This window comes from Phycicoccus sonneratiae (assembly GCF_016887965.1).
GTDB lineage: Bacteria > Actinomycetota > Actinomycetes > Actinomycetales > Dermatophilaceae > Phycicoccus > Phycicoccus sonneratiae.
In genome coordinates this window covers 72,411-96,319 of sequence record NZ_JAFDVD010000017.1, presented here as the reverse complement: position 1 = coordinate 96,319, position 23,909 = coordinate 72,411, and the positions used below count along the sequence as shown (strand labels likewise).

The 23,909-nt window shown below is 74.4% G+C and carries 6 protein-coding genes and 1 riboswitch; of the genes, 5 read left to right on the top strand and 1 reads right to left on the bottom strand.

What is annotated here, in order from left to right; translation table 11 throughout:
* Window positions 1–8 precede the first annotated feature (8 nt).
* Window positions 9–284 carry a DUF4235 domain-containing protein gene (locus tag JQN70_RS15660; RefSeq protein WP_204132297.1) on the bottom strand — a complete coding sequence of 92 codons (276 nt, stop codon included), beginning with the start codon at window positions 282–284 and terminating at the stop codon, window positions 9–11.
* An 88-nt stretch (window positions 285–372) separates the two neighbouring features.
* Window positions 373–476, top strand: a riboswitch (TPP riboswitch).
* Between the two features lie 87 nt (window positions 477–563).
* Here JQN70_RS15660 and JQN70_RS15655 point away from each other — a divergent pair.
* The 5 genes from JQN70_RS15655 to JQN70_RS15640 all read left to right on the top strand — a co-directional run bounded on the left by JQN70_RS15655 (window position 564) and on the right by JQN70_RS15640 (window position 23,774).
* Window positions 564–1,265: an ECF transporter S component gene (locus JQN70_RS15655; RefSeq protein ID WP_204132296.1), complete on the top strand. Its 702-nt coding sequence runs from the start codon at window positions 564–566 to the stop codon at window positions 1,263–1,265.
* Window positions 1,266–1,269: 4 nt separating this feature from the next.
* Window positions 1,270–3,516 carry an ATP-binding cassette domain-containing protein gene (locus tag JQN70_RS15650; protein ID WP_239111690.1) on the top strand — a complete coding sequence of 749 codons (2,247 nt, stop codon included), beginning with the start codon at window positions 1,270–1,272 and terminating at the stop codon, window positions 3,514–3,516.
* A gap of 258 nt (window positions 3,517–3,774) precedes the next feature.
* On the top strand, window positions 3,775–21,972 hold the full coding sequence (locus JQN70_RS15645) for a DUF7507 domain-containing protein (RefSeq protein WP_204132295.1): 18,198 nt from the start codon (window positions 3,775–3,777) through the stop codon (window positions 21,970–21,972).
* 34 nt (window positions 21,973–22,006) lie between these two features.
* Complete coding sequence (locus JQN70_RS20280) at window positions 22,007–22,441, top strand: hypothetical protein (RefSeq protein WP_239111689.1); 435 nt, start codon at window positions 22,007–22,009, stop codon at window positions 22,439–22,441.
* A 58-nt stretch (window positions 22,442–22,499) separates the two neighbouring features.
* Window positions 22,500–23,774: an MFS transporter gene (locus JQN70_RS15640; RefSeq protein WP_307836023.1), complete on the top strand. Its 1,275-nt coding sequence runs from the start codon at window positions 22,500–22,502 to the stop codon at window positions 23,772–23,774.
* Window positions 23,775–23,909 lie beyond the last annotated feature (135 nt).

Below are 23,909 nucleotides of genomic sequence, written 5' to 3'. Positions count from 1 at the left end.
GCCGGGGGTCAGACCGGCTCGACCTTGATGTCCTTGGGCAGGTGGCCCGAGGACTTCCGGTAGTACGAGGCGGCCTGCCGCTCGGCGAGCGTGCGCGCGGCCCCCACGGCGACACCGAGCGCCACGGCGTAGGCGACGGCCTTGACGACCGGGGCGTCGGGGTTCTTCGGGTTGATCTGGTCCTGGCCGGCCTTGGCCCAGATCGTGTCGACGAGCTTGGTCGCGACGATCCCGGCGATGATCGGGCCGCCGGTGCCGAGGATCTTCCAGGCGAGCTTTCCCACGGGTGGCTCCTCAGGGGGTCGGGGCCGGACAGCGGTTGTGCCCGATGGTGTCTCGTTACCCTAGCCCGCACGGGGGTATGCTCGACGCGTCCAACGACAGGGGAGCGCCCAGGCGCTGAGAGTGCGGTCCGACCGCAGACCCTCGAACCTGATCCGGTTAGCACCGGCGAAGGGAGTCGGGAATCTCAGGCGTGCTCCCGCCACGTCCGGTCGCTCGCGTCCGGGTGCCGGCGGGGTCACGCCTCCCCGAGGTCACCACCGACCACGGGAGCAGCAACCATGAGCACGACCACCACGCAGGCGCCGCCCGGCCGGCGCTCCATCACCGCCACCCGCCCGCTGCTGGGTTGGCGGACCGTCGACATCCTCACCATCACCTTCCTCGGCGCCGCCTTCGGCATCGTCTTCTGGGGGTGGGCCCTCGCCTACGAGCCCCTGAGCAAGGCCGTCTCCGTCGCCTACGTCCCGCTGAGCGGGCTCTTCACCGGCCCCTGGCTCCTCGCCGGCGTCGTCGGCGGGCTCGTCGTCCGCCGCCCGGGCGCGGCCCTGCTGTGCGAGGTCGTCGCCGCCCTCGTCTCGATGCTCCCCGGCACCCAGTGGGGAGCGACGACGCTGATGAGCGGCATCCTCCAGGGCCTCGGCGCCGAGCTCGCCTTCGCGCTCCTCGGCTACCGCTCCTACCGGCTCCCGGCCGCGGTGCTCGCCGGCGTCCTCGCCGTCCCGCTCGAGTGGCTCTTCGAGACCTTCAGCGTGCCCGCGTCGTGGACCGACGTCCCGCTCCTCGGCGACCTCACCGGCGGGGGAGCCTGGTACGGCGAGCTGCTGCTGCGCGACAAGCTCGCCTACCTCGGCGCCCTCGCGGTGTCGGGCGCCGTCCTCGCCGGGCTCGTCGGCTGGCTGCTGACCCGGGCGCTGGCGCGCGCCGGTGCCCTGTCGGCCTTCCCGCCCGGCCAGGAGCTGCGGGAGACCGGCGCTGTCTGAGCGGATGACGACCGCGCGGCTCGGCCTCGTCGAGGTCGAGGGGCTGACGTGGCGTCCGTACGGGCGCCGCGAGCCGGTCCTGCGCGACGTGCACCTCACCTTCCGGCCCGGCGAGCGCGTCCTGCTCGCCGGGCCGTCGGGGGCCGGCAAGTCGACCCTCCTGCGCGCGCTCGCCGGGCTGCTCGGGAGCGTCGAGGCCGGCGACCTGTCCGGCTCCGTGACGCTCGACGGCGTCGCGCCGGGGGCGCGCGCCGGCGCGAGCGGGCTCGTCCTCCAGGAGCCCGGCAGCGGGGTCGTCGCGGCGACGGTCGGGCGCGACGTCGCCTTCGGCCTCGAGAACGTCGGCACCCCGCGCGCGCTGATGCCCGAGCGCGTCACCGCCGCGCTCGCCGCGGTCGGGCTCGACGACCTGCCGCTCGACACCCCGACCTCGGCGCTGTCCGGCGGGCAGACCCAGCGCCTCGCCCTGGCCGGCACGCTCGCCCTCGACCCCTCGCTCGTCCTCCTCGACGAGCCGACGGCCATGCTCGACCCGGGGTCGGCGCTCGAGGTGCGCAGCGCGGTGGCGGGGATGCTCGAGCGAGAGCCGCGCACGCTCGTCGTCGTCGAGCACGTCCTCGGGCCGTGGGTCGACCTCGTCGACCGGCTCGTCGTCCTCGACGCGGACGGCCGGGTCGTCGCCGACGGCGCCGTCGGCGAGGTGCTGTCGGCCGAGCGCGAGCGGCTGCTCGCGATGGGCATCTGGGTCCCCGGCGCGCCGGACCCGGTCGCGCTGCCCCTCGACGCCGGTCTCGTCGCACCGCGCCGCCCGGTCGGGGACGCCCCGGCCCTCGCGGCCGCCCCGATGGAGGTCACGCGCACCACCCGGCTGCTCGACGGCTCGACCCGAACGTCCCTCGCGGCGCGGCTGGAGGAGCCGCTCGTCGCCGCGCCGGGGTCGCTCTCGGTGCTCGTCGGCCCGAGCGGCTCCGGCAAGTCGACCCTCCTCCACGCGCTCGCGGGCTTCCTCGACCCCGAGCCGGGCGACGCCGTGCGGGTCACGACCGGCACCGGCCCGTCGGACCCCCGGGACCTCGCCCCCGGCGGCCTGGCCCGGTCGCTGGCGTGGGTCCCCCAGTGGGCCGGGTCGACCATCGTCGCCGGCACCGTCCTCGACGAGGTCCTCGTCACGAGCCGGGTGGTGGGAGCGGACGGCCCGGCCGCCGCGGACCGCGCGCACCGGCTGCTCGACGCGCTCGGGCTCGGCCACCTCGCAGGGGCCGACCCGCGCGAGCTCTCCGGGGGCGAGCAGCGCCGGCTCGCCGTGCTCGCCGCGCTCCACCACGGCCCGCCGGTGCTGCTCGCGGACGAGCCGACCATCGGCCAGGACCGGCACACCTGGGCGGCGGTCGTCGGCCTCGTCGCCGCCTACCGGGAGGCCGGAGGTGCGGTGGTCGCGGCGACCCACGACGCGGCGGTCGTCGCCCGGGCCGGCACGGTGCACGAGGTCCGGGCCCCGGTCCGAGACCGGCCCGCACCCGGACCCCGCCGCACGCCCCTGCTCGCCCGGTGCGCCCCGCTCGCCCTGCTGGCCGGCGCGCTCCTCGCCGTCCCGGCCGGCGTCCTGTCGCCGCACTGGAGCACCTCGCTCGCCGTGCTCGCGACGCAGGTGGTCCTCGCCGTCGTGGGGCTGTGGGCCCCGGGCCGGGGGGTCGGGCCGACGGGACGGGTCCGCGGGGTGCTGCTGCGGCTCGTCCCGGGGGCGCTCGCCGCGCTGAGCGTGGGTTGGTCGACGTGGTGGCTGGCGGGACGCGACGCCGACACCGCCCTGACCGTCGCCCTGCGGGTCCTCGTCATCGTCCTGCCGTCGGCCGTCCTCCTGCCCTGGCTCGACCCGGACCGGCTCGGTGACCACCTCGCGCAGCGGCTCGGCCTCCCGGACCGGACGGTGGTCGCGACGGCCGCGGCGGTCCACCGGGTGCACACGTTCGGGGCGGTGTGGACCGAGATCGGCCGGGCCCGCCGGGTGCGGGGGCTCGGGTCGTCGGCCCGGCACCCGGCCGCGCTCGTCCGGCACCTCGGGGCGCTGACCTTCGGCCTGCTCGTCCGCACCCTGCGCGCCGCCGCCGAGCTGGCCGTCGCGATGGACAGCCGGGGCTTCGCGACGGCACGCCGCCGCACCTGGTGGTCGCCGGCCCCGTGGCGCGGAGGCGACACCCTGCTCGTGCTCCTCGCCGTCGTGCCGATCGCGGTCTCCGTGCTCGCCCGCTGACCCTCCGGAGGTCACGCCGCCACCTCGTCCCCACCTCGAATTCGTCAACAGACGAAGGGTGGATCCCAGAGGTAGGTCAAGGCTTGGCAAGGACTTGGTCAAGAAGCCCCCACCGGTATCGTGACACCGTTGTCAGGGCCCCTAGGGTGGCGTGGCAACGCCTGTCCTCGGGGGCAGCGTCGCTAGGAAGTGAACGAGGACCGGGAGGTCCGCCGGCGGACCAGGGGCCCGCCGGGCGACGCGAAGGTGGTTTCTGCGGTGCGCGGGTGGCTCGCGAGCGACGGTCCCGTCCACGGTGGGGGTCGACAGGCCCGCTCGTGGCGACGGACGGCGATCCTCGTCGTCTCCACGCTGGTCCTCGCCCTCGGTGGGTCCGTGGTCCTCCCGGCCGCCGCGCTCGCCACCCCAGCACCGACCGCCGCCGCACCCCGGGCTGCGGCCCCGGAGGCGGCCACCCCGCCGGCCGCCGCCCGACCCGGGTCCCTCGCCGCCGCGGTCTCGCCCACCTACACCCTCGACGTCAGCGCCAACCCGACCTCGCTGCCCTACGAGGGCGGCACGGTCAGCTACACGTACACGCTCGTCAACACCGGCGACACCCGCCTGTACTTCCAGTCGGCCACCGACTCCGTGTGCCCGGCCGTCTCGTACGTCTCGGGCGGCTCGACCGCCGGCGTCGAGAACACCCGGGTGTTCGATGCGGGGCAGACCCTCGTCTTCCGCTGCACGACGACGCTGACCGCCACGACGACGAACACGGCGAGCTTCTCGTTCGGCTACGGCGCCTTCTGCCCGGTCCAGTGCGACGGGTCGGTCGCCCGCAGCGGCCAGGCCACCGTGACCGTCCAGCAGCCGATCACCCCCTGCTCGACCATCTGGTACGGCTCGGTGGGCACCTCGAGCCTCGCCCCGGGGACCTACGGGCGCATCTATCCGACGGCCGCGGTCGTCGGGAGCTTCAACCCCCCGGGGCTGACCGGCAACCAGCACAGCTCGGCGATCGCCATCAACCCCAAGGACCCGGACTTCCTCTACTACGCACCCCGCGGAACCGTCTCCGCAGGCACCTTCGCCAACGACCTCTACCGGGTCGACCTCGCCACCGGGACCCAGACCAAGGTCGCCGACGGCACGGGCAACCTCGAGTTCACGAGCAACCGACTCGCCTTCGACATCGACGGCCGGCTCTGGACCTTCAACAACGCCGGCCTGCTCTACTCGTGGACCTCGGCGGGCGGGTTCTCCGCCGGCAAGACCCCGACGACGAGCAACGGCGTCGCCTTCTCCGCGCTGCAGTCGGGTGACATCGCCTTCGACGGCAACGGCACGATGTACGTGCTCGCCGCCGACTCGACGACGACCTACCTCTACCGGATCACGGCGGCCTCGCTGGCCACGAGCACTCCGAGTGCCCAGCTCGTCAACACCTTCGCGGCCCCGACCGTCGGCTCGTTCTACAACGGCCTGGCCTTCTCGTCCGACGGGACGCTCTACGCCACCTCCACCAACACCGGCACCTCCCAGTACGCGCTCTACCGGGTCGACCCCGACACCGGGACGGTCACCCAGCAGTCCACCGGCTCGAACCTCCGGGTCGTCGGCGACCTCGCCTCGTGCGCCATCCCCAAGCCGGCGCTGCGGGCGACGAAGACGGTCTCGCCGAGCACCCCGGTCGACGGCGGCGAGACCCTCACCTACACCGTCAAGGTCGACAACCTCGGCACCCTCTCGGCCCTCGCCACGACCGTCCAGGACGCCATCCCGGCGAACACGACCTACGTCCGCAACTCGACGACCCTCAACGGTGCCGCGGTCGCCGACACCGGGAGCTCACCGTTCTTCCCCTTCTCGAGCGCCCGGGCCGTCAACTCGGCGGGCGTGAACAGCGGCATCGTCGCCAAGGGCGCGACCGCGACGGTCACCTTCCGGGTCACCGTGAACACGCTGACCGCTGCGGTCCGGTCGGTGTGCAACCAGGCCACGGTCAGCGCGAGCGGCGTGACGACCACGCTCTCCGACGACCCGTCGGTCGCGGGCGCGGGGGACCCCACGTGCAACCTCGCCTACACCCCGGGCATCCAGGTGACGAAGTCGGCCAGCCCGACGACGCTCAACATCAGCGGACCGGTCACCTACACGTACACGGTCATCAACACCGGCAACGAACCGCTGCGCAACGTGACGCTCGCCGACGACAAGGGCACCGTCAGCCAGACGCACACCGGCGACACCAACGCGGACAACCTCCTGCAGGTCGGCGAGTCGTGGGTCTACACGCTGAGCCAGACCCTCTCGACGACGACGACCAACACGGCCACGGCGACCGGCGCCGGCAACGTCACCGGAACCTCGGTCTCCGACAACGACACCGCCACCGTGACCGTGACCAAGCCGACGCTCAACCTGTCGAAGACGGCGGGTGCGGTCACCGGTCCTGCGGCGGACGGCACGTACCGCGCGACGTACACGGTGTCGGTGGCCAACACCGGCAACGGGGCGGGCACCTATGGGCCGATCACCGACACCCCGGCGTTCGCGTCGAACCTCCAGCCCACCGGCGCGACGTGGAGCGGCCAGGCGAGCGGGTCGGCGACCGGCGCAGGGCCGTACTCCGTCGGCGCGGCCGGGACGAGCATCGCGGCCGGCGCCACCCACACGTACACCGTCGTCGTGACCTTCCGGTACACCAACGGCACCCAGGCGGTGGCCTGCTCGGGCACCGGCACCGGCCTCTACAACGGCGCGACGCTGCCCGCGGGCCAGGAGGCCGGGAGCACCTCGGACAACGCCGCCTGCGCCACCCCGCCGGCCCCGCCCGCACCCGCGCTGACCCTCACGAAGTCCGCGGGCGCGCTCCAGGACCTCGACGGCAACGGCGCCGACGCCGGTGACCGCATCGTCTTCTCGTTCGTCGTCCGCAACTCCGGCAACGTCGACCTCGACACCGTCGCCCTCAGCGACCCGAAGCTCGGCCTCCCGGCGCTCACCTGCCCGGCCACCACGCTGGCCGTCGGCGCCTCGATGACGTGTACCGCGGTGTCCTACACCGTCACCCAGGCCGACGTCGATGCCGGAGCGGTCAACAACACCGCGTCGGTCAGCGGTCGGGCGCCCAACGGCGTGACGACGACGGCGACGTCCTCGACGTCCACGGCCCTCCCGCCAGCGCCTCGGCTCTCGCTCACCAAGTCGGTCGCCGAGGTGACCGACGTCAACGCCAACGGCGTCACCGACCCCGGTGACCGCATCCGCTACACCTTCAGCCTGACGAACACCGGCAACGTCACGCTGTCGTCGCTGACCGTCACCGACGCCAAGCTCGGCCTGAGCGCGGTCGCCTGCGCCACCGGATCCCTCGCTCCGGGGGCGACCGTCACGTGCACCACCTCGCCCGTGTACACCGTGACGAGCGCCGACGTCACGGCCGGAGCGGTGACGAACACCGCGACCGCGGCGGCGGCGGCGGTCACCGGCGGGTCGGTCACGTCGAACACCTCGGGGACGAGCACGCCCGTCGCCTCGGCGGCCTCCCTCGACGTCGTCAAGACCGCCGGCGCGCTGAGCGCCCTCGACCCCGAGACGGGTCGCTACACCGCGACGTACACCGTCCGGGTCGTCAACTCCGGACAGACCCCCACGACGTACGGCGCGCTCACCGACACCCCGGCCTTCGGGCCCGGCCTCGTCGTCGAGGGGGCGTCGTGGACCGGCCCGACGACGGGCTCGTCCTCGACGACCGGGCCCTTCACCCTCGCCCCCGCGGGTACGGCCATCGGCGGGACGACGACCCAGACGTGGACGCTCACGATCCGCCTGCACATGACGCGCACGACCGCGTCCACGGCGTGCGCGGGCAGCGGGAGCGGGCTGTACAACGCGGCCGCCCTCCCGGCCGGCCAGGAGTCGGGCGGCACCGCGAACAACGCCGCGTGCCTCGCCCCGCCGACCCCGCCGGCCCCCGGCATCGACCTCGTGAAGACCGTGCTCGGCGTGCAGGACGTCAACGGCAACGGCCTCACCGACACCGGTGACCGCATCACGTGGGGCTTCACGATGCGCAACACCGGCACGATCGCCGTCGCCGGCGTCACCGTCAGCGACCCGCGCCTCGCGGCGGCCGGCATCACGGCCCCGTGCGCCGACCCCGCGCTCTCGGTCGGCGAGAGCACCTCGTGCCCGGTCTCCGGTCCGTACACGATCACGGCCGCCGACGTGACGGCCGGCTCGGTCGCCAACACCGCCACCGCCACCGGCACACCGCCGTTCCTGCCCGCCGTCACCGACACCGACTCGACGACGACGCCGACCCAGACCGCCTCGCTCGTCCTCACGAAGACCGCCGGGGCGGTCGTCGACGCGAACGGCAGCGGCCGCGCGGACGCCGGCGACACCGTCACGTACACCTTCTCGATCCGCAACACGGGCACGACGGCGCTCAGCGACCTGCGGATCGGCGACCCGCGCCTCGGGCTCGGCTCCGTGCTCTGCGCGGCGGGCCCGCTCGCCCCCGGCGCCACGACCTCGTGCACCCGGACGTACACGCTGACCCAGGCCGACGTCGACGCCGGCTCGGTCGTCAACACCGCGACCGCGACGGGCACCCCGCCGAACGGGGCCACCCCGGTGAGCGGCACCTCCTCGGCGACCGTCACCGTCGCGCCGACGAACGGCCTGTCCCTCACCAAGACCGCCTCCGGCATCGCGGACACCAACGGCGACGGCCGGCCGTCCGCGGGTGACCGGATCACCTACGGCTTCTCGGTCAGCAACACCGGCACGACGACGCTCACCAACGTCACGGTCACCGACGCCAAGCTCGGTCTCTCCGCGGCCGCGTGCGTCGCGACCCTCGCCCCCGGCGCCTCGGCCACCTGCTCGACGGTCGTCGCCTACCCCATCACGCAGGCCGACGTGGACGCCGGCTCGGTGGCGAACACCGCGTCGGCCACGGCGACGCCGCCCGGCGGCGCCGCCCCGACCGCCACCTCCGGCACGACGACGCCGGTGACGACCGTGGCGGCGCTGTCGCTGACCAAGACGGCCGGAGCGGTCGCCGACACCAACGGCAGCGGCCGGCAGGACGCCGGCGACCGGGTCACCTACTCGTTCACGGTGACGAACACCTCGAACGTCACGCTCGGCAACGTCACGGTCACCGACCCGAAGCTGGGCCCGGTCACCTGCGTCCGCACCACCCTGACGCCGGGGCAGTCGACGACCTGCTCCGCGGCCGCCTACGTCCTCACCCAGGCCGACCTCGACGCCGGCCGGGTCGACAACACCGCCGGGGCCACGGCGACCACGCCCGGTGGCGCCACGACGTCCACGAGCGCCTCGGCCGTCGTCACCCTCGTCCCGACCCGCTCGCTCGCGCTCGTCAAGGTCAGCGACCCGGTCCAGGACCTCGACGGCAACGGGCCCGACGCGGGTGACACCGTCGCGTACTCGTTCCGCGTCACCAACACCGGCAGCCAGAGCGTCAGCTCCGTGACGGTCACCGACGCCAGGCTCGGCCTCACCGGGACGCCGTGCGTCGCCGGACCGCTGGCACCGGGCGCGACCGCCACCTGCGCGGCGCCCGCCCCGTACGTGCTCACCCAGGCCGACGTCGACGCCGGCTTCGTCGAGAACACCGCCACCGTCGACGGCACGACCCCGAGCGGCCCGGTGACGGTGTCCGACACCGAGCGCCGCGCCTTCGCCGCGACGTCCACGGTCTCGCTGCGCAAGGTCGCCGGCACGGTCACCGACCTCGACGCCAACGGGCAGGACGCGGGCGACACGGTCGCCTACTCGTTCGAGGTGACGAACACCGGGTCGACGACGCTGCGCGACGGCGTCGTCATCGACCCGAAGCTCGGGCTGGCCGCCTTCACCTGCGCCCCCGGCAGCATCGTGCCCGGGCAGACGGTGTCCTGCCCGGCGCCGCGTGACTACGTGCTCACGCAGGCCGACGTCGACGCCGGCGGCCTGACGAACACGGCCTCCGCGACGGCCACGACGCCGAGCGGCGGCACCACGCCGGTCGCGACGAGCACCGCGACGCGGGCCGTCACGCCGACCAACTCCGTCGTCCTCACGAAGACCGCGGGCGCCGTCGTCGACGTCGACGACAACGGCCCGGACGTCGGTGACACCGTCACCTACACGTTCACGGTGCGCAACACCGGCGGCGCGACGCTCGACGACATCCGTCTCGACGACCCGCGCCTCGGCCTGTCGAACGTCGTCTGCGCGGCCGGTCCGCTCGCCCCCGGCGCGACGGTGTCGTGCCCCTCGGCCACCTACACGCTGACCCAGGCCGACCTCGACGCCGGGCAGGTCGTCAACACCGCGACGGCGAGCGCCACCCCGCGCTCGGGCGCCGCGCCGTCGGCCTCGGCGAGCGCGGTGCGCGACGTCGACCAGCTCGCGGCGCTCACCGTCGTCAAGACCGCGGGCGCCGTCACCGACGCCAACGCCTCCGGCCGCCAGGACGCGGGCGACACGGTCTCGTACTCCTTCCGGGTGACGAACACCTCGAACGTCACGCTCTCCCTCGTCCGGATCAGCGACGCGATGCTCGGGCTGTCCGGCGAGGTCTGCGGTACCGGCACGCTCGCCCCCGGCGCCTCGACGACCTGCTCCGGGTTCGTCCACACGCTCACCCAGGCCGAGGTCGACGCCGGCCGCGTGCAGAACACCGTCACCGCCTCGGGCCGCACGCCGGCCGGGGCGACGGTCACCGCGACCTCGACCGCCGTCCGCGACGTGACGCCGCCGAGCTCGCTCTCGGCGACGAAGACCGCCGGGTCCGTCGTCGACGCGAACGGCTCGGGCCGCCAGGACGCGGGCGACACGGTCACCTACACCTTCACGCTGCGCAACACCGGGGCCACCACGCTCACTGCGCCACGGGTCACCGACGCGCGGCTCGGTGTCGTCGACTACGCCTGCGGGACAGGGTCGCTGGCTCCGGGTGGGACGGTCACCTGCACCGCCCCGGCGTACACCCTGACCCAGGCCGACCTCAACGCCGGCCGGGTCGACAACGCCGCGACGACGGAGGCCACGACGCCCGCCGGCGGCACCGTGAGCGCCCCCGCCGCCGCGACCCGAACGCTCACCTCGACGCCGGCCGTCGAGCTGACCAAGCGCGCCTCGGCGGTCGCGGACCTCGACGGCAACGGTGCCGACGCGGGTGACACGATCACCTACTCGTTCGCCGTCCGGAACACCGGCACGGTCTCGCTCACCGACGTGCGGGTCGACGACGCCAAGCTCGGCCTGTCCGGGGCGCTGTGCGTCACCGGCCCGCTGGCGCCCGGCGCGTCGTCCGACTGCGCCGCGACCCGCACGTACACCCTGACCCAGGCCGACGTCGATGCCGGGGCGGTGTCGAACACCGCCACGGCGACCGCCACCGGCGCGACGGGCGGAACGGCGACCGGCCAGTCGAGCACGACGACGAGCCTCACGACGGTCGCGGCCGTCGCGCTGACCAAGACGGCCGGCGCGGTCGTCGACGCGAACGCGGACGGCCGGCAGAGCGCCGGCGACACGGTCTCCTACACCTTCACCGTCCGCAACGTCTCGACCGTGACCCTCAGCGGTGTCACGGTGAGCGACGCGCGCCTCGGCACCGTCACCTGCGCGGCGACGAGCCTGGCCCCCGGCGCGAGCACGACGTGCACCGCGGCCCCGTACCGGCTCACCCAGGCCGACCTCGACGCCGGCACGGTCGTCAACACCGCGTCCGTCACGGCCTCCGACCCGCGCGGTGGCACCGCGACCGCCTCCGCGTCGGCGACGGTCACGCTCGCGCCGCCGAGCACGCTGGCCCTCGACAAGACCGCCTCCGGCGTCATCGACCTCGACGGGAACGGCACCGACGCGGGCGACCAGATCGTCTACTCGTTCTCGGTGACCAACACCGGCAGCGTCACGGTGACCAACGTCGTCGTCAACGACAACAAGCTCCGGCTCACCGGGTACCTCTGCGCCGCCGGTCCGGTGGCTCCGGGCCAGACCGTCTCCTGCACCGCCCCCGCGTTCACCCTCGCGCAGGGCGACGTCGACTCGTCGCGGGTCGAGAACGTCGCCACCGTCACCGCCACGACGCCCGGCGGCGGCACGAGCACCCCGCCGGGCCAGGACTCCGTCGTCACGCCGCTGGCGCCGACCTCGTCCCTCCTCCTCCTCAAGACCGGTGGCGAGCTCCGCGACGCCAACGACGACGGCCTGCCGAGCGCCGGCGACGAGGTCGTCTACACCTTCACCGTCACGAACAGCGGGGCGACGACGCTTCGCGACATCCGGGTCACCGACGACAAGCTCGGGCTCGTCGACTACCTGTGCAGCCCCGGTCCGGTCGCGCCGGGGGCATCGGTCACCTGCCAGGGTCCGCGGCCGTACGTGCTCACCCAGGACGACGTCGACGCCGGGTCGATCGAGAACACCGCGACCGCCACCGGTCGACCGCAGGTCGGCGGGACGGTCAGCGACTCCGACACGGCGACGACGCCGGTCGACCAGGTCGCCGAGATCGCCCTCGACAAGGCGGTCGGCTCGGTCGTCGACACGAACGGCACCGGGCGGACCGACGCCGGAGACCGGGTCACCTTCACCTTCACGGTGACGAACTCCGCCGCCGTGACGCTGACCGACCTGCGCATCAGCGACCCGCGGCTGGGCGTGGTCACCTGCGACCCGACGACCCTCGCACCGGGGGAGCAGGCCACGTGCACCGGCCCCACGGCGACCATCACCCAGGCCGAGGCCGACGCCGGCGCCCTGTCCAACACGGCCACGGCGACGGCCGACGAGCCCGGGGGCGACCCGGTCACGAGCACCGACACCGCCGTGCTGCCCATCGCCCAGGTCGACGCCATGCAGCTCGACAAGATCGCCGGGGCCGTCGTCGACACGAACACCTCCGGCACGGTCGATGCCGGCGACGTCGTCACGTACACGTTCTCGGTTCTCAACACGGGGACGACGACGCTGCGCACGGTGCTCGTCGACGACGCCCGGCTCGGGCTGACCGGGTTCTCCTGCGCCGGGTCCTCGGCGCTGACCCCGCGGACCACCCGGACCTGCACCAGCCCCGCGTACACGCTGACCCAGGCCGACCTCGACGCCGGCCGGATCGACAACACCGCGACCGCACGGGCCACCGGCTCGACCGGCACGACGACCTCGCAGGACTCGGCGACCGTCCTGCTGCCGAGCACCGGTGACGTCGAGCTGACGAAGACCGCCTCGGACATCGACGACACGAACGCCGACGGACGGGTCGACGCCGGTGACACCGTCACCTACGGCTTCACCGTCCGCAACACCTCGACCGTCACGCTCACCGACGTGACCCTCAGCGACCCGACCCTCGGCGTCGACGGCGAGCGCTGCGGCCCGGCCACGCTGGCCCCCGGGGCGAGCGGCACCTGCACGCGCCCGTACGTCCTCACCCAGGCCGACGTCGACGCCGGCCTCGTCGACAACACCGCGACGGCCCGGGCGGTGCGCCCGGACGCCTCGGTGACCACCGACACCTCGAGCGCCCGCGTCACGGTGGCCGGCTCGGCCCAGCTCGAGCTCACCAAGACCGCGTCCGACGTCATCGACGGTGACAGCAACGGCCCCGACGCCGGCGACACCGTCGAGTACTCGTTCAGCGTCCGCAACGCGGGGACGACGAGCCTCACCGACGTCCGCGTCACCGACCCCGTCACCGGCACCACCGACGCGCTCTGCACCGCCGGCCCGCTCGCGCCCGGCGCGACGGCGGCGTGCGCGGTCACCGCGACCCGCACCCTCACCCAGGCCGACGTCGACGCCGGCTCCGTCTCCAACACGGCGACGGCCACGGCGACCCCGCCCTACGGCACGCCGCCGACGGCGACGAGCTCGACCCTCACGCCGGTCGACAGCGTCGCGTCGATCGCCCTCGACAAGGTCGGGTCCGCCCCCGAGGACACCGACGGCTCCGGCACCGTGAGCGCCGGCGACACCGTGCGCTGGACCTTCACGGTGACGAACACGACGACCGTCACGCTGCGCGCCGTGCGCGTCGAGGACGCGCTCGCCGGCGAGGTCACCTGCCCCGACACCACGCTCGCCCCCGGCGACTCCACCGTCTGCACGGCCGCGGGGCACCGGCTGACCCAGGCGGAGGTCGACGCGGGCCGGGTCGACAACACCGCCACCGTGCGGGCCGAGGACCCGCGCGACGTCACCGTCACCGACACCGACAGCGAGACCGTCACCTACGCCGTGCCGTCCGCGCTGGTGCTCACGAAGTCCGCCGGGCCGGTCGTCGACGCCAACGGCACCGGCCGCGAGGGCGTCGGTGACACCGTCACCTACACGTTCGCGGTGCGGAACACCGGCTCGACGACGCTCACCGGCGTGACGGTCGACGACCCCCGCATCGGCGTCACCGGGCTCGCCTGCGGCGCGAGCATCGCCCCGGGCGACGCCGCCTCGTGCTCGGTCACGTACACGCTGACCCAGGCCGACGTCGATGCCGGCCGCATCGACAACACGGCGACCGCCTCGGCGACGACCCCCGCCGGCGGCACCGTCGACGACGACGACACGGCCTCGGTGACCATCCGCCCGACCACCTCCGTCGAGCTGACGAAGACCGCCTCGGCCGTCACCGACGTCGACGGCAACGGGCCGGACGCCGGCGACACCGTCGAGTACACGTTCTCGGTGCGCAACACCGGGTCCGCGACCCTCACGGGCGTCACCCTCGACGACGCGCTGCTCGGGCTCGACGACGTGGTCTGCACGACGACCCCGCTCGCCCCGTTCGGCGTGCAGCCCTGCGCCGGCTCGTACGTCCACGTCCTCACCCAGGACGAGGTCGACGCGGGAGCCGTCCGCAACACGGCGACGGCCACCGCGACGAGCTCGGTCGGCGACACGGCCACCGATGACTCGAGCGCGACCGTCTCGGTCAGCACGCTCGCCGTCATCCGCCTCGACAAGGAGGTCGTCGGGATCGCCGACACCGACGGCGACGGCCGCACCGACGCGGGCGACACGGTCACCTACCGCTTCACGGTGACGAACACCTCGCCGGTGACGCTGACGGCGGTCACGGTGGAGGACAGCCGGATCGGGCGCGCGGCGTCGAGCTGTGGCGCGACGTCGCTCGCGCCGGGCGCCTCGACCACGTGCACCTCCCCGTACGTCCTCACCCAGGCCGACGTCGACGCCGACCGGGTCGACAACACCGCGACGGCGCGAGCCGCGACGCCGCAGGGCGCGACGGTCAGCGACGACGACACGGCCTCGGTCGTCGTCGGCGGCCCGGCGTCGGTCGAGCTGACGAAGACGGCCGGCGCCGTCGTCGACGCCAACGGCTCGGGCCGCCAGGACGCGGGCGACACCGTCGAGTACACGTTCTCCGTCCGCAACACGGGCGCGGTGAGCCTCACCGACCTGCGCCTCGACGACCCGGTGGCCGGCCTCGCGAACGCCCTCTGCGCCGGTGGCCCGCTGCTGCCGGGCGCCACGACGGCCTGCGCCGTCCGCGGCTCGCACGTCCTCACCCAGGGCGAGGTCGACGCCGGCCGCGTCGACAACACCGCCGTCGTGTCGGCGGCCGCCGCCACGGGTGGCCGGGTCACCGACACCGACGACGCGACGCGCACCGTCGACACGACGCCCCTCGTCGACCTCGTCAAGGAGGGGTCGGCGGTCGTCGACACCGACGGCAACGGGCCGGACGCCGGTGACACGGTCACCTACACGTTCACGGTGACGAACACGGGCCCGGCGACGCTCACCGGGGTCACGGTCTCCGACAGCCGGATCGGGGTCGACGCCCTCGTGTGCGCGGCGTCCCTCGCCCCGGGCGAGGTCGTGCGGTGCAGCGCCGGCTACACCCTCACCCAGGACGACGTCGACGACGGCAGCGTCGAGAACACCGCCACCGTCCGAGGCACCGACACCCGCGGACGACCGGCCACCGACTCGGCCTCCGCCTCCGTGGCGGTCGACAACCTCGCGCAGGTCACCCTCGACAAGACCGCGGGCGACCCCACGGTCGCCCAGGGCGCCGACCCCGAGCGGGTCGACGCCGGCGACTCGGTCACCTACCGCTTCCTCGTGCGGAACACCTCGAACGTCACGCTGCGCGGGGTCGTGGTCACCGACCCGCTCGTCGGCACCGTCATCTGCCCCGAGACGACGCTGGCGCCGGGCGCCTCGACCACCTGCACGGCGTCCGCGTACGTCCTCACGCAGGACGACCTCGACGCCGGCGCGCTCGACAACCGGGCCGAGGTGACGGCCACCGGCCCGCAGGGCGCTGTCTCCGCGGCCGACGTCGTCAACGTCCCGCTCCCGCAGGCGAGCGGCCTCGTCCTCGTCAAGCAGTCGACCGGCGTCACCGACGCCAACAGCAGCGGGCAGGTCGACGCCGGCGACACCATCGGCTACTCGTTCCGGGTGACCAACACCGGCACCACGCGTCTCGACCCCGTCCGCGTCGACGACCCGCGGCTCGGGCTCGTCGCCTTCCCCTGCGGCACCGACCCGCTCGCGCCGGGGGAGACCCGCACGTGTGACGGGCCGGTGCTCACCCTGACCCAGGCCGACCTCGACGCGGGCTCGGTGACCAACACCGCCACCGCCACCGGTACCGACCCGACGGGGCGCGACCTCACCGACTCCGACGGCACGACCACCACCCTGGACGGCCCGGCGTCGGTCGAGCTCGCCAAGGTGGCCGGGCCGGTGCGCGACACCAACGGCACCGGCCGCCAGGACGCCGGCGACACGGTGACCTACACGTTCACGGTGACCAACACCGGAGCACGCACGCTGACCGACGCGAGGATCCGCGACGAGGTGGTCGGCGTCACCGACCTCCTCTGCGCCGACTCCCTCGCCCCCGGGGCCTCGGCGGAGTGCAGCGCCGACCTCGTGCTCACCCAGGAGGACGTCGACCGGGGGCGCATCGACAACACCGCGTCCGTCACCGCGCTGACGCCGGAGTCGACCCTCCTGTCCCACGACGCGTCGGCGGCCGTCGTCCTCGTCCCCGCACCGGGCATCGACCTCGTCAAGTCGGCCTCTGAGGTCCAGGACCTCGACGGGAACGGTGCCGACGCCGGCGACACGATCACGTACACGTTCACCGTGCGCAACACCGGCACGACCCGCCTCACCGACGTCCGGCTCACCGACGCGATGCTCGGCCTCGACGGCGAGCCCTGCACCACCGAACCGCTCCTGCCGGGCGAGACGCTCGGGTGCGACGCCGCGGTCGTCCACGTCCTCACCCAGGCCGACGTCGACGCCGGCTCGGTCGCGAACACCGCCTCGGTCACCGCCACGACCCCGGCGGGCACCGCGCCCACCGACACCTCCTCCACGGTGACGCCCCTCGACCGGGTCGCGGCGCTGCGCCTCGACAAGACCGTGGGCCCGATCGTCGACGCGAACGGTTCCGGCCGCACGGATGCCGGCGACACGGTGACCTACGGCTTCACGATCACGAACACCTCGAACGTCACCCTCACGGGGGTCGCCCTTACCGACGCGCGGCTCGGCCTCGAGGACGAGGTCTGCGGCACCGACACGCTGGCCCCCGGTGCGTCGACCGAGTGCACGAGCGACCCCTACGTCCTCACCCAGGCCGACGTCGACGCCGCGCGGGTCGACAACACCGCCACGGCGACGGCCACCGGCCCGGACGGCACGCCGACGCGGGCCGACGGCTCGGTCGGCCTCCGGGTCCCGGTGACCAACGGGATGTCGCTGCGCAAGACGGCCGGGACGCCGACGACCGACCGCGGCCTCGACCCGACGACCACCGACGCCGGCGACGTCGTCGACTACGCGTTCCGGGTGACCAACACCGGAACCCAGACCCTCGACCTGCTGACCGTCGCCGACCCGCGGATCGGCCTCACGGCGCTGCGCTGCGTCGCGACACTCTCCCCCGGCGAGTCGGTCGACTGCACGGGCAGCTACGTCCTGACCCAGGCCGACATCGACGCCGGTGGCCTGTCGAACACCGCGACCGCGACGGGCTTCACGCCGCCGGGCGACCCGGTGACGACGTCCGACGGCACCGACCTCGAGGTCACCGGCCGCAACGCGCTCGCCCTGACGAAGTCCGCCTCGGCGATCTCCGACACCGACGGGAACGGCGCGGACGCCGGCGACACCGTCGAGTACTCGTTCTCGGTGCGCAACGACGGCACGACGACCCTGCGCGACGTGACCCTCACCGACCCGCTGCTCGGGCTCACGGACGCCGCGTGCACCGCCGGCCCGCTCGCCCCGGGGGCGAGCCTCCCGTGCGACCGGACGTGGACGTACACGCTGACCCAGGACGACGTCGACGCCGGCTCGGTCTCCAACACGGCGACCGCCACCGCCGTCCCGCCGTCGGGGACCGCGCCGAGCGCCTCGTCGTCCACGACGACGCCGATGACCACGCTCGCCGAGCTGACCCTCGACAAGACCGCGGCGGACGTCGTCGACGTCGACGGCGACGGGGTGGACTCGGCGGGCGACACGATCGCCTACTCCTTCACGGTGCGGAACGTCTCGAACGTCACCGTGCGGGTCATCCAGGTCGCCGACCCGAACCTCGACGACATCCGGTGCGGCGCCATCACGCTGCCGCCGGGTGCGACGACCACGTGCTCGGCGCCGGCCTACGTCCTCACCCAGGCCGACGTCGACGCCGGCCGGGTGGACAACACCGCGACCGTCGTCGGGCTCGACCCGCAGGACGTCGAGACCACCGCCACCGACACCGTCACGACGCGCCTGTCGACGACCGGCACCCTGCGGCTGGACAAGACGGCCGGAGACGTCGTCGACGCGAACGGCAGCGGCCGGGTCGACGCGGGCGACACCGTCACCTACACCCTCGTCGTCACGAACACGGGGAGCACCCGCCTCACCGACGTCGCGGTCAGCGACAGCCGGTTGGGCCTCGACGGGTTGCGCTGCGGCGGCGGCTCGCTCGACCCGGGGGCGAGCGTCACCTGCCCCACCGCCACGTACGAGCTGGCCCAGGCTGACGTCGACGCCGGCGAGCTGGTCAACACCGCGACCGCCACCGCGCGCACGCCGGGCGGCGACCCGGCCACCGACGACGACTCCGCCACCGTCACGCTCGCCGGTCCCTCGTCGGTGCGGCTCGACAAGTCGGTCTCCGCGGTCGTCGACGTCGACGACGACGGCCGACCGAGCGTGGGTGACCAGCTCACCTACACCTTCGTCGTGACCAACACCGGGGCCACGACCCTCTCCGACCCCGCCGTCACCGACGCGCTGCTCGGGCTCGACGGGTTCGCCTGCGCGACCGGCCCGCTCGTCCCCGGTGCCGCCGCCACGTGCGAGGCGCCGCGCCCCCACACGCTGACCGCCGACGACCTCGACGCGGGGACGGTCGACAACACCGCCACCGTCGACGCGGCGACGCCGGCCGGGGGCACCGTCTCCGACGACGACAGCGCGTCGGCCCCGCTCGACCGCGTGGCCGAGGTCCGGCTCGTCAAGACCGCCGGCGACGTCGTCGACGCCAACGGCTCCGGCCGCGTCGACGCGGGCGACACCGTCGGCTTCACCCTGCGCGTCGAGAACACCTCGAACGTCACGCTCACCGACGTCGAGGTGTCCGACCCGCTGCTCGGCGCCGTCACCTGCGCTGCGACGACGCTGGCCGCCGGTGCGTCCACGTCCTGCACCGCGCCGGTGCACACCCTCACCCAGCCCGACCTCGACGCCGGCCGCGTCGACAACACCGCCCGGGTCACGGCGACCAGCCCCGTCGCCGTCGTGTCCGACGAGGACTCGGTGCGCGTCCCGCTCGCCGGTGCGGCCTCGGTGTCGCTCACGAAGACCGCGGGCGACGTCGGCGACCCCGACACGAACGGCGTGGACGCGGGTGACACCGTCACCTGGACCCTCACCGTGACGAACACCGGCACCACGACCCTCGACACCGTCGTCGTCGACGACGCGCTGCTCGGCCTCACCGACTTCGCCTGCGGCGCAGGGCCCCTCGCGCCGGGCGAGACGCGGACCTGCGTCCCGCCGGCGTACGCGCTGACCCAGGACGACGTCGACGCCGGGTCGGTGACCAACACCGCGACGGTCCGGGGCACCCCGCCGACCGGCGACCCCGTCGACGCCACCGACTCGGCGACGGCCGACCTCGCACCCTCCGGTGCGCTCGGGCTCGTCAAGGACGTGGTCGGGGTCGACGACACCAACGGGTCGGGCCGTGACGACGCCGGCGACACCGTCACCTACCGCTTCACCGTGACGAACACCGGCGCGACGACCGTCTCCGGGCTGGTCCTCGACGACGCGCGGCTCGGGCTCGTCGGCGCCGAGTGCGGTGACACCTCCCTGGCACCCGGGGCGAGCACGTCCTGCGAACGCGACCACGTGCTCACCCAGGGCGACGTCGACGACGGCCGGGTCGACAACACCGCGGCCGTGCGGGGCACCGACAGCCGTGGCGCCGCCCTGAGGGCCGAGGACAGCGCCACCGTCGTCCTCGCCCCCACCGCGTCGGTCGAGCTGACGAAGACCGCGTCCGGGGTCCGCGACACCGACGGTGACGGTCGCGTCTCGGCCGGCGACCAGGTCGAGTTCGCCTTCTCCGTCCGCAACTCCGGTGACGTCTCGCTCACCGACCTCGTCGTCGACGACCCGCGCCTCGACGTCACCGGCCTGGCCTGCACCGACGGCCCGCTCGCGCCCGGCGCCTCGGCCGCGTGCGCGACGACGGTGCTCTACACGCTGACCGCATCCGACCTCGACGCCGGCGCCGTCCTCAACACCGCGACCGTGACGGCGGTGCCGACCACCGGCGGGACCGTGACGGACGACGCCTCGGCGGTCGTGCCTCTCGACGGCCTCGCGCAGCTCCGGCTGACGAAGACGGCCGGCGCGGTCGTCGACGCGAACAACTCAGGCACGGCGGACGCCGGCGACACCGTCACCTACACCTTCGCCGTCCGCAACACCGGGACGACGACGCTCACCGGCCTCACGGTCGAGGACCCCCTCGTCGGCGACGTCACGTGCCCGGCGACCACCCTCGCCGCCGGCGCGAGCACCACCTGCACGGCCGACCCGTACGTCCTCACCCAGGCCGACGTCGACGCGGGCCGGGTCGACAACACCGCGACGGCGCGGGCGGAAGGTCCCGGCGGCGCCCCGGTGTCGGCCGTCGACACCGCCACCGTCGTCGTCGACGACGCCGCGGGCATCGCCCTCGACAAGACGGCCGGGCCGGTCACGGACACCAACGACTCGGGCCGGGTCGACGCCGGTGACAGCGTCACCTACACCTTCACCGTGACGAACACGGGCACGACGACGCTCTTCGACGTGACGGTCGACGACGCCCGCCTCTCGCTCGCCGGGCTGGCGTGCGGCACCGGCCCGCTGGCCCCCGGGGCCTCGAGGTCCTGCACCGCGACCTACGCGCTGACCCAGGCCGACCTCGACGCCGGCCGGGTCGACAACACCGCGACCGCGTCCGGGTCCTCCGCCGGTCCGAGCGGCCCCCGGGTCGCCGCCACCGACGAGGTCTCCGTCCCCGTCACGGGCGGCGCCTCCCTCGACCTCGTCAAGACGGGCACCCTCGTCGACGAGGACGGCGACGGCCGCGCCTCGGCCGGCGAGACCATCCGCTACGCCTTCCGCGTGACGAACACGGGCACGGTCACCCTCACCGACGTCGCGGTCTCCGACCCGCGCCTCGGCGGCGAGGTCACCTGCCCCGCCGGTCCGCTGGCGCCGGGTGACTCGCTCGACTGCTCGGTCCTCGCCTACGTCGTCACGCCGGCCGACGCGGCGGCCGGGATGATCCGCAACGTCGCCGTCGCGACGGCGGTCAGCGACACCGCCGGTGTCCCCGACCCCGCCCCGAGCGAGAGCGCGGCGGTCGTCGAGACGCGGCCGACCTCCGGCATCGAGCTGACGAAGACCGCGCGGCTCCGCGACGAGGACGGCGACGACAGGGCCGACGCCGGCGAGCGCATCGAGTACTCGTTCTCGGTCCGCAACACCGGGGACACCGTGCTCACCGACGTCCGCCTCACCGACCCGATGCTCGGCCTCGCCGGCACGCTGTGCACGGCCGGGCCGCTTGCACCGGGGGCCACGCAGGCCTGCGCCGACCTCACCAGGACCCACGTCGTGACCGCCGCCGAGGTGCGTTCCGGCGAGGTGGTCAACCGCGCGGGCGTCACGGCCGCCGACCCGTACGACGCCGTCGTGTCCGACGCGGACTCCGTGACCGTCGCGGCGACCGACGACGCGGTCCCGCCGTCGGCCGGTGGCGGGGGCCCCCTCGCGCAGACCGGGACCGACCTGGTCCGCGGCCTCGGCCTGGGCCTCCTGCTCGTCCTCGCCGGCCTGCTGGCGGTGCTGGCCTCCCGGCGGCGCGGAGCCGGTGCCCGGCACGCCCACCGACCGTGATGCACTGAAGACCCCAACGAGAGGAACGCACGTCGTGACACCCAGGACGCGGGCCACCGCCGCCCTGACCACCCTCCTGCTCGCCACCGGCCTCGCCGGCTGCTCGGGCGACGACGCGGAGCCCACCCCGACGAACAGCGGTGCGCTCCGGACCGTCACCGCGGCCCCGCCGAGCAACCAGCCGGCCGGCGCCATCAAGGAGCTCTCGAAGGTCGAGTGCGCGCAGGACGGCAAGGACTGGTCCTTCTCGGCCACCCTGACCAACGACGGGTCGGACCGGATGACCTACACCGTCCTCGTCGCGGTCGCGAAGAAGGATGGCGGCACGGTCCTCGGCAGCACGACGCTCACCGAGACCCTCGACGGCGGCGACTCGACCGAGCTCGAGGCGAAGGACTTCTACTCCGGCGACGAGAAGGCCGCCGACGCGCAGTGCGTGCCCTCGGCCACCAAGGCCGCGGCGAAGTGAGCGGCACCTCCGCCGGCTGAGGCCGCGGCGTCGGTGGGCGCGGGCATACTGGTGGATCGTGTCCGCCGACCCCGTGACGACCCCCTCCGCCACCGCCCGCATCCCCCGCGAGATCTGGGTCCTCATCGCGTCGGCGTTCGTCATCGCGCTCGGGTTCGGGCTCATCACGCCGGTCCTCCCGCAGTTCGCCCAGAGCTTCGGGGTCGGGGCGACGGCCAGCAGCGTCGTCGTCAGCGCGTTCGCGTTCTTCCGGCTGCTCTTCGCGCCCGCAGGTGGCCGGCTCATCGCCCGGCTCGGCGAGCGGCCCATCTACCTCGCGGGGCTCGTCATCGTCGCGGTCTCCACCGGGGCCACGGCCTTCGCCCACTCCTACTGGCAGCTGCTCGTCTTCCGCGGCCTCGGCGGCATCGGGTCGGTGATGTTCACCGTCTCGGCCGTCGCGCTCATCGTGCGGCTGGCGCCGCCGTCCATCCGGGCCCGGGTCTCCTCGGCCTACGCCTCGGCGTTCCTCATCGGCGGCATCGGCGGGCCGGTGGTCGGTGGCACCCTCGGCGGGCTCGGCCTGCGGGTGCCCTTCCTCGTCTACGCGGCGGCCCTGCTGCTCGCCGCGACGATCGTCTTCGTCTTCCTCAAGGACGCCTCCCTGCGCCCGGTCGAGGGTGCGCCGGTCCTGCCCGTCATGGGCGTCCGCGACGGCTGGCGCGACAGCGCCTACCGCGCGGCGGTCGCCTCCGGGTTCGCCAACGGCTGGGCGAACTTCGGGGTCCGGAACGCGATCCTGCCGCTCTTCGCGGCCGCCGTCATCGTCGACCAGGGCCTCGACGTCGCGACGCGCGAGTCCCAGCAGTCGCTCGTGGCCGGCACCGCCCTGGCCACCTTCGCGGTCGGCAACGCCGTCGGGCTGACCTTCGCCGGACGCACCTCGGACCGGGTCGGTCGCAAGCCGTACATCATCGGGGGGCTCGTCGTGTCGGGCGTCTTCACCGCGCTCACCGGCCTCGCGAGCACCCTGCCCCTGCTCATCGCCTGCTCCGTCGTCGCCGGCCTCGGCTCGGGCGCGCTCAACCCGGCCCAGCAGGCCTCGCTCGCCGACGTCGTCGGTCGCGAGCGCAACGGCGGCCCCGCGCTCGCGGCCTTCCAGATGTCCGCCGACACCGGCGCCATCATCGGCCCGGTCGTCGCCGGCCTGCTCGTCGACGAGGGCAGCTTCGGCCTGGCCTTCGCCGTCACGGGCGCCATCACCCTCGTCGCGGCGGTGCCGTGGCTGCGGGCCCGCGAGACCCACCCGGTGCGGCGGTCGACGGCCGGCGGGGCGGCTGCCGGGTCGAGGTGATACGCGACCCTCTGCGGGTCGGGTCTCACCTCGACCGGTGGAGGGTCCGGGTGGGTCGAGGTGATGCGGGACCCTCTGCGCGTCGGGTTCACCTCGACCGGCAGCCTGGCCGGCGGGGAACTCCGGCGCGGGTCG

Coding starts and splice junctions, on each gene's coding strand:
- JQN70_RS15650 (WP_239111690.1), top strand. CDS start 1,270: ATGACGACCGCGCGGCTCGGCCTCGTCGAGGTCGAGGGGCTGACGTGG.
- JQN70_RS15655 (WP_204132296.1), top strand. CDS start 564: ATGAGCACGACCACCACGCAGGCGCCGCCCGGCCGGCGCTCCATCACC.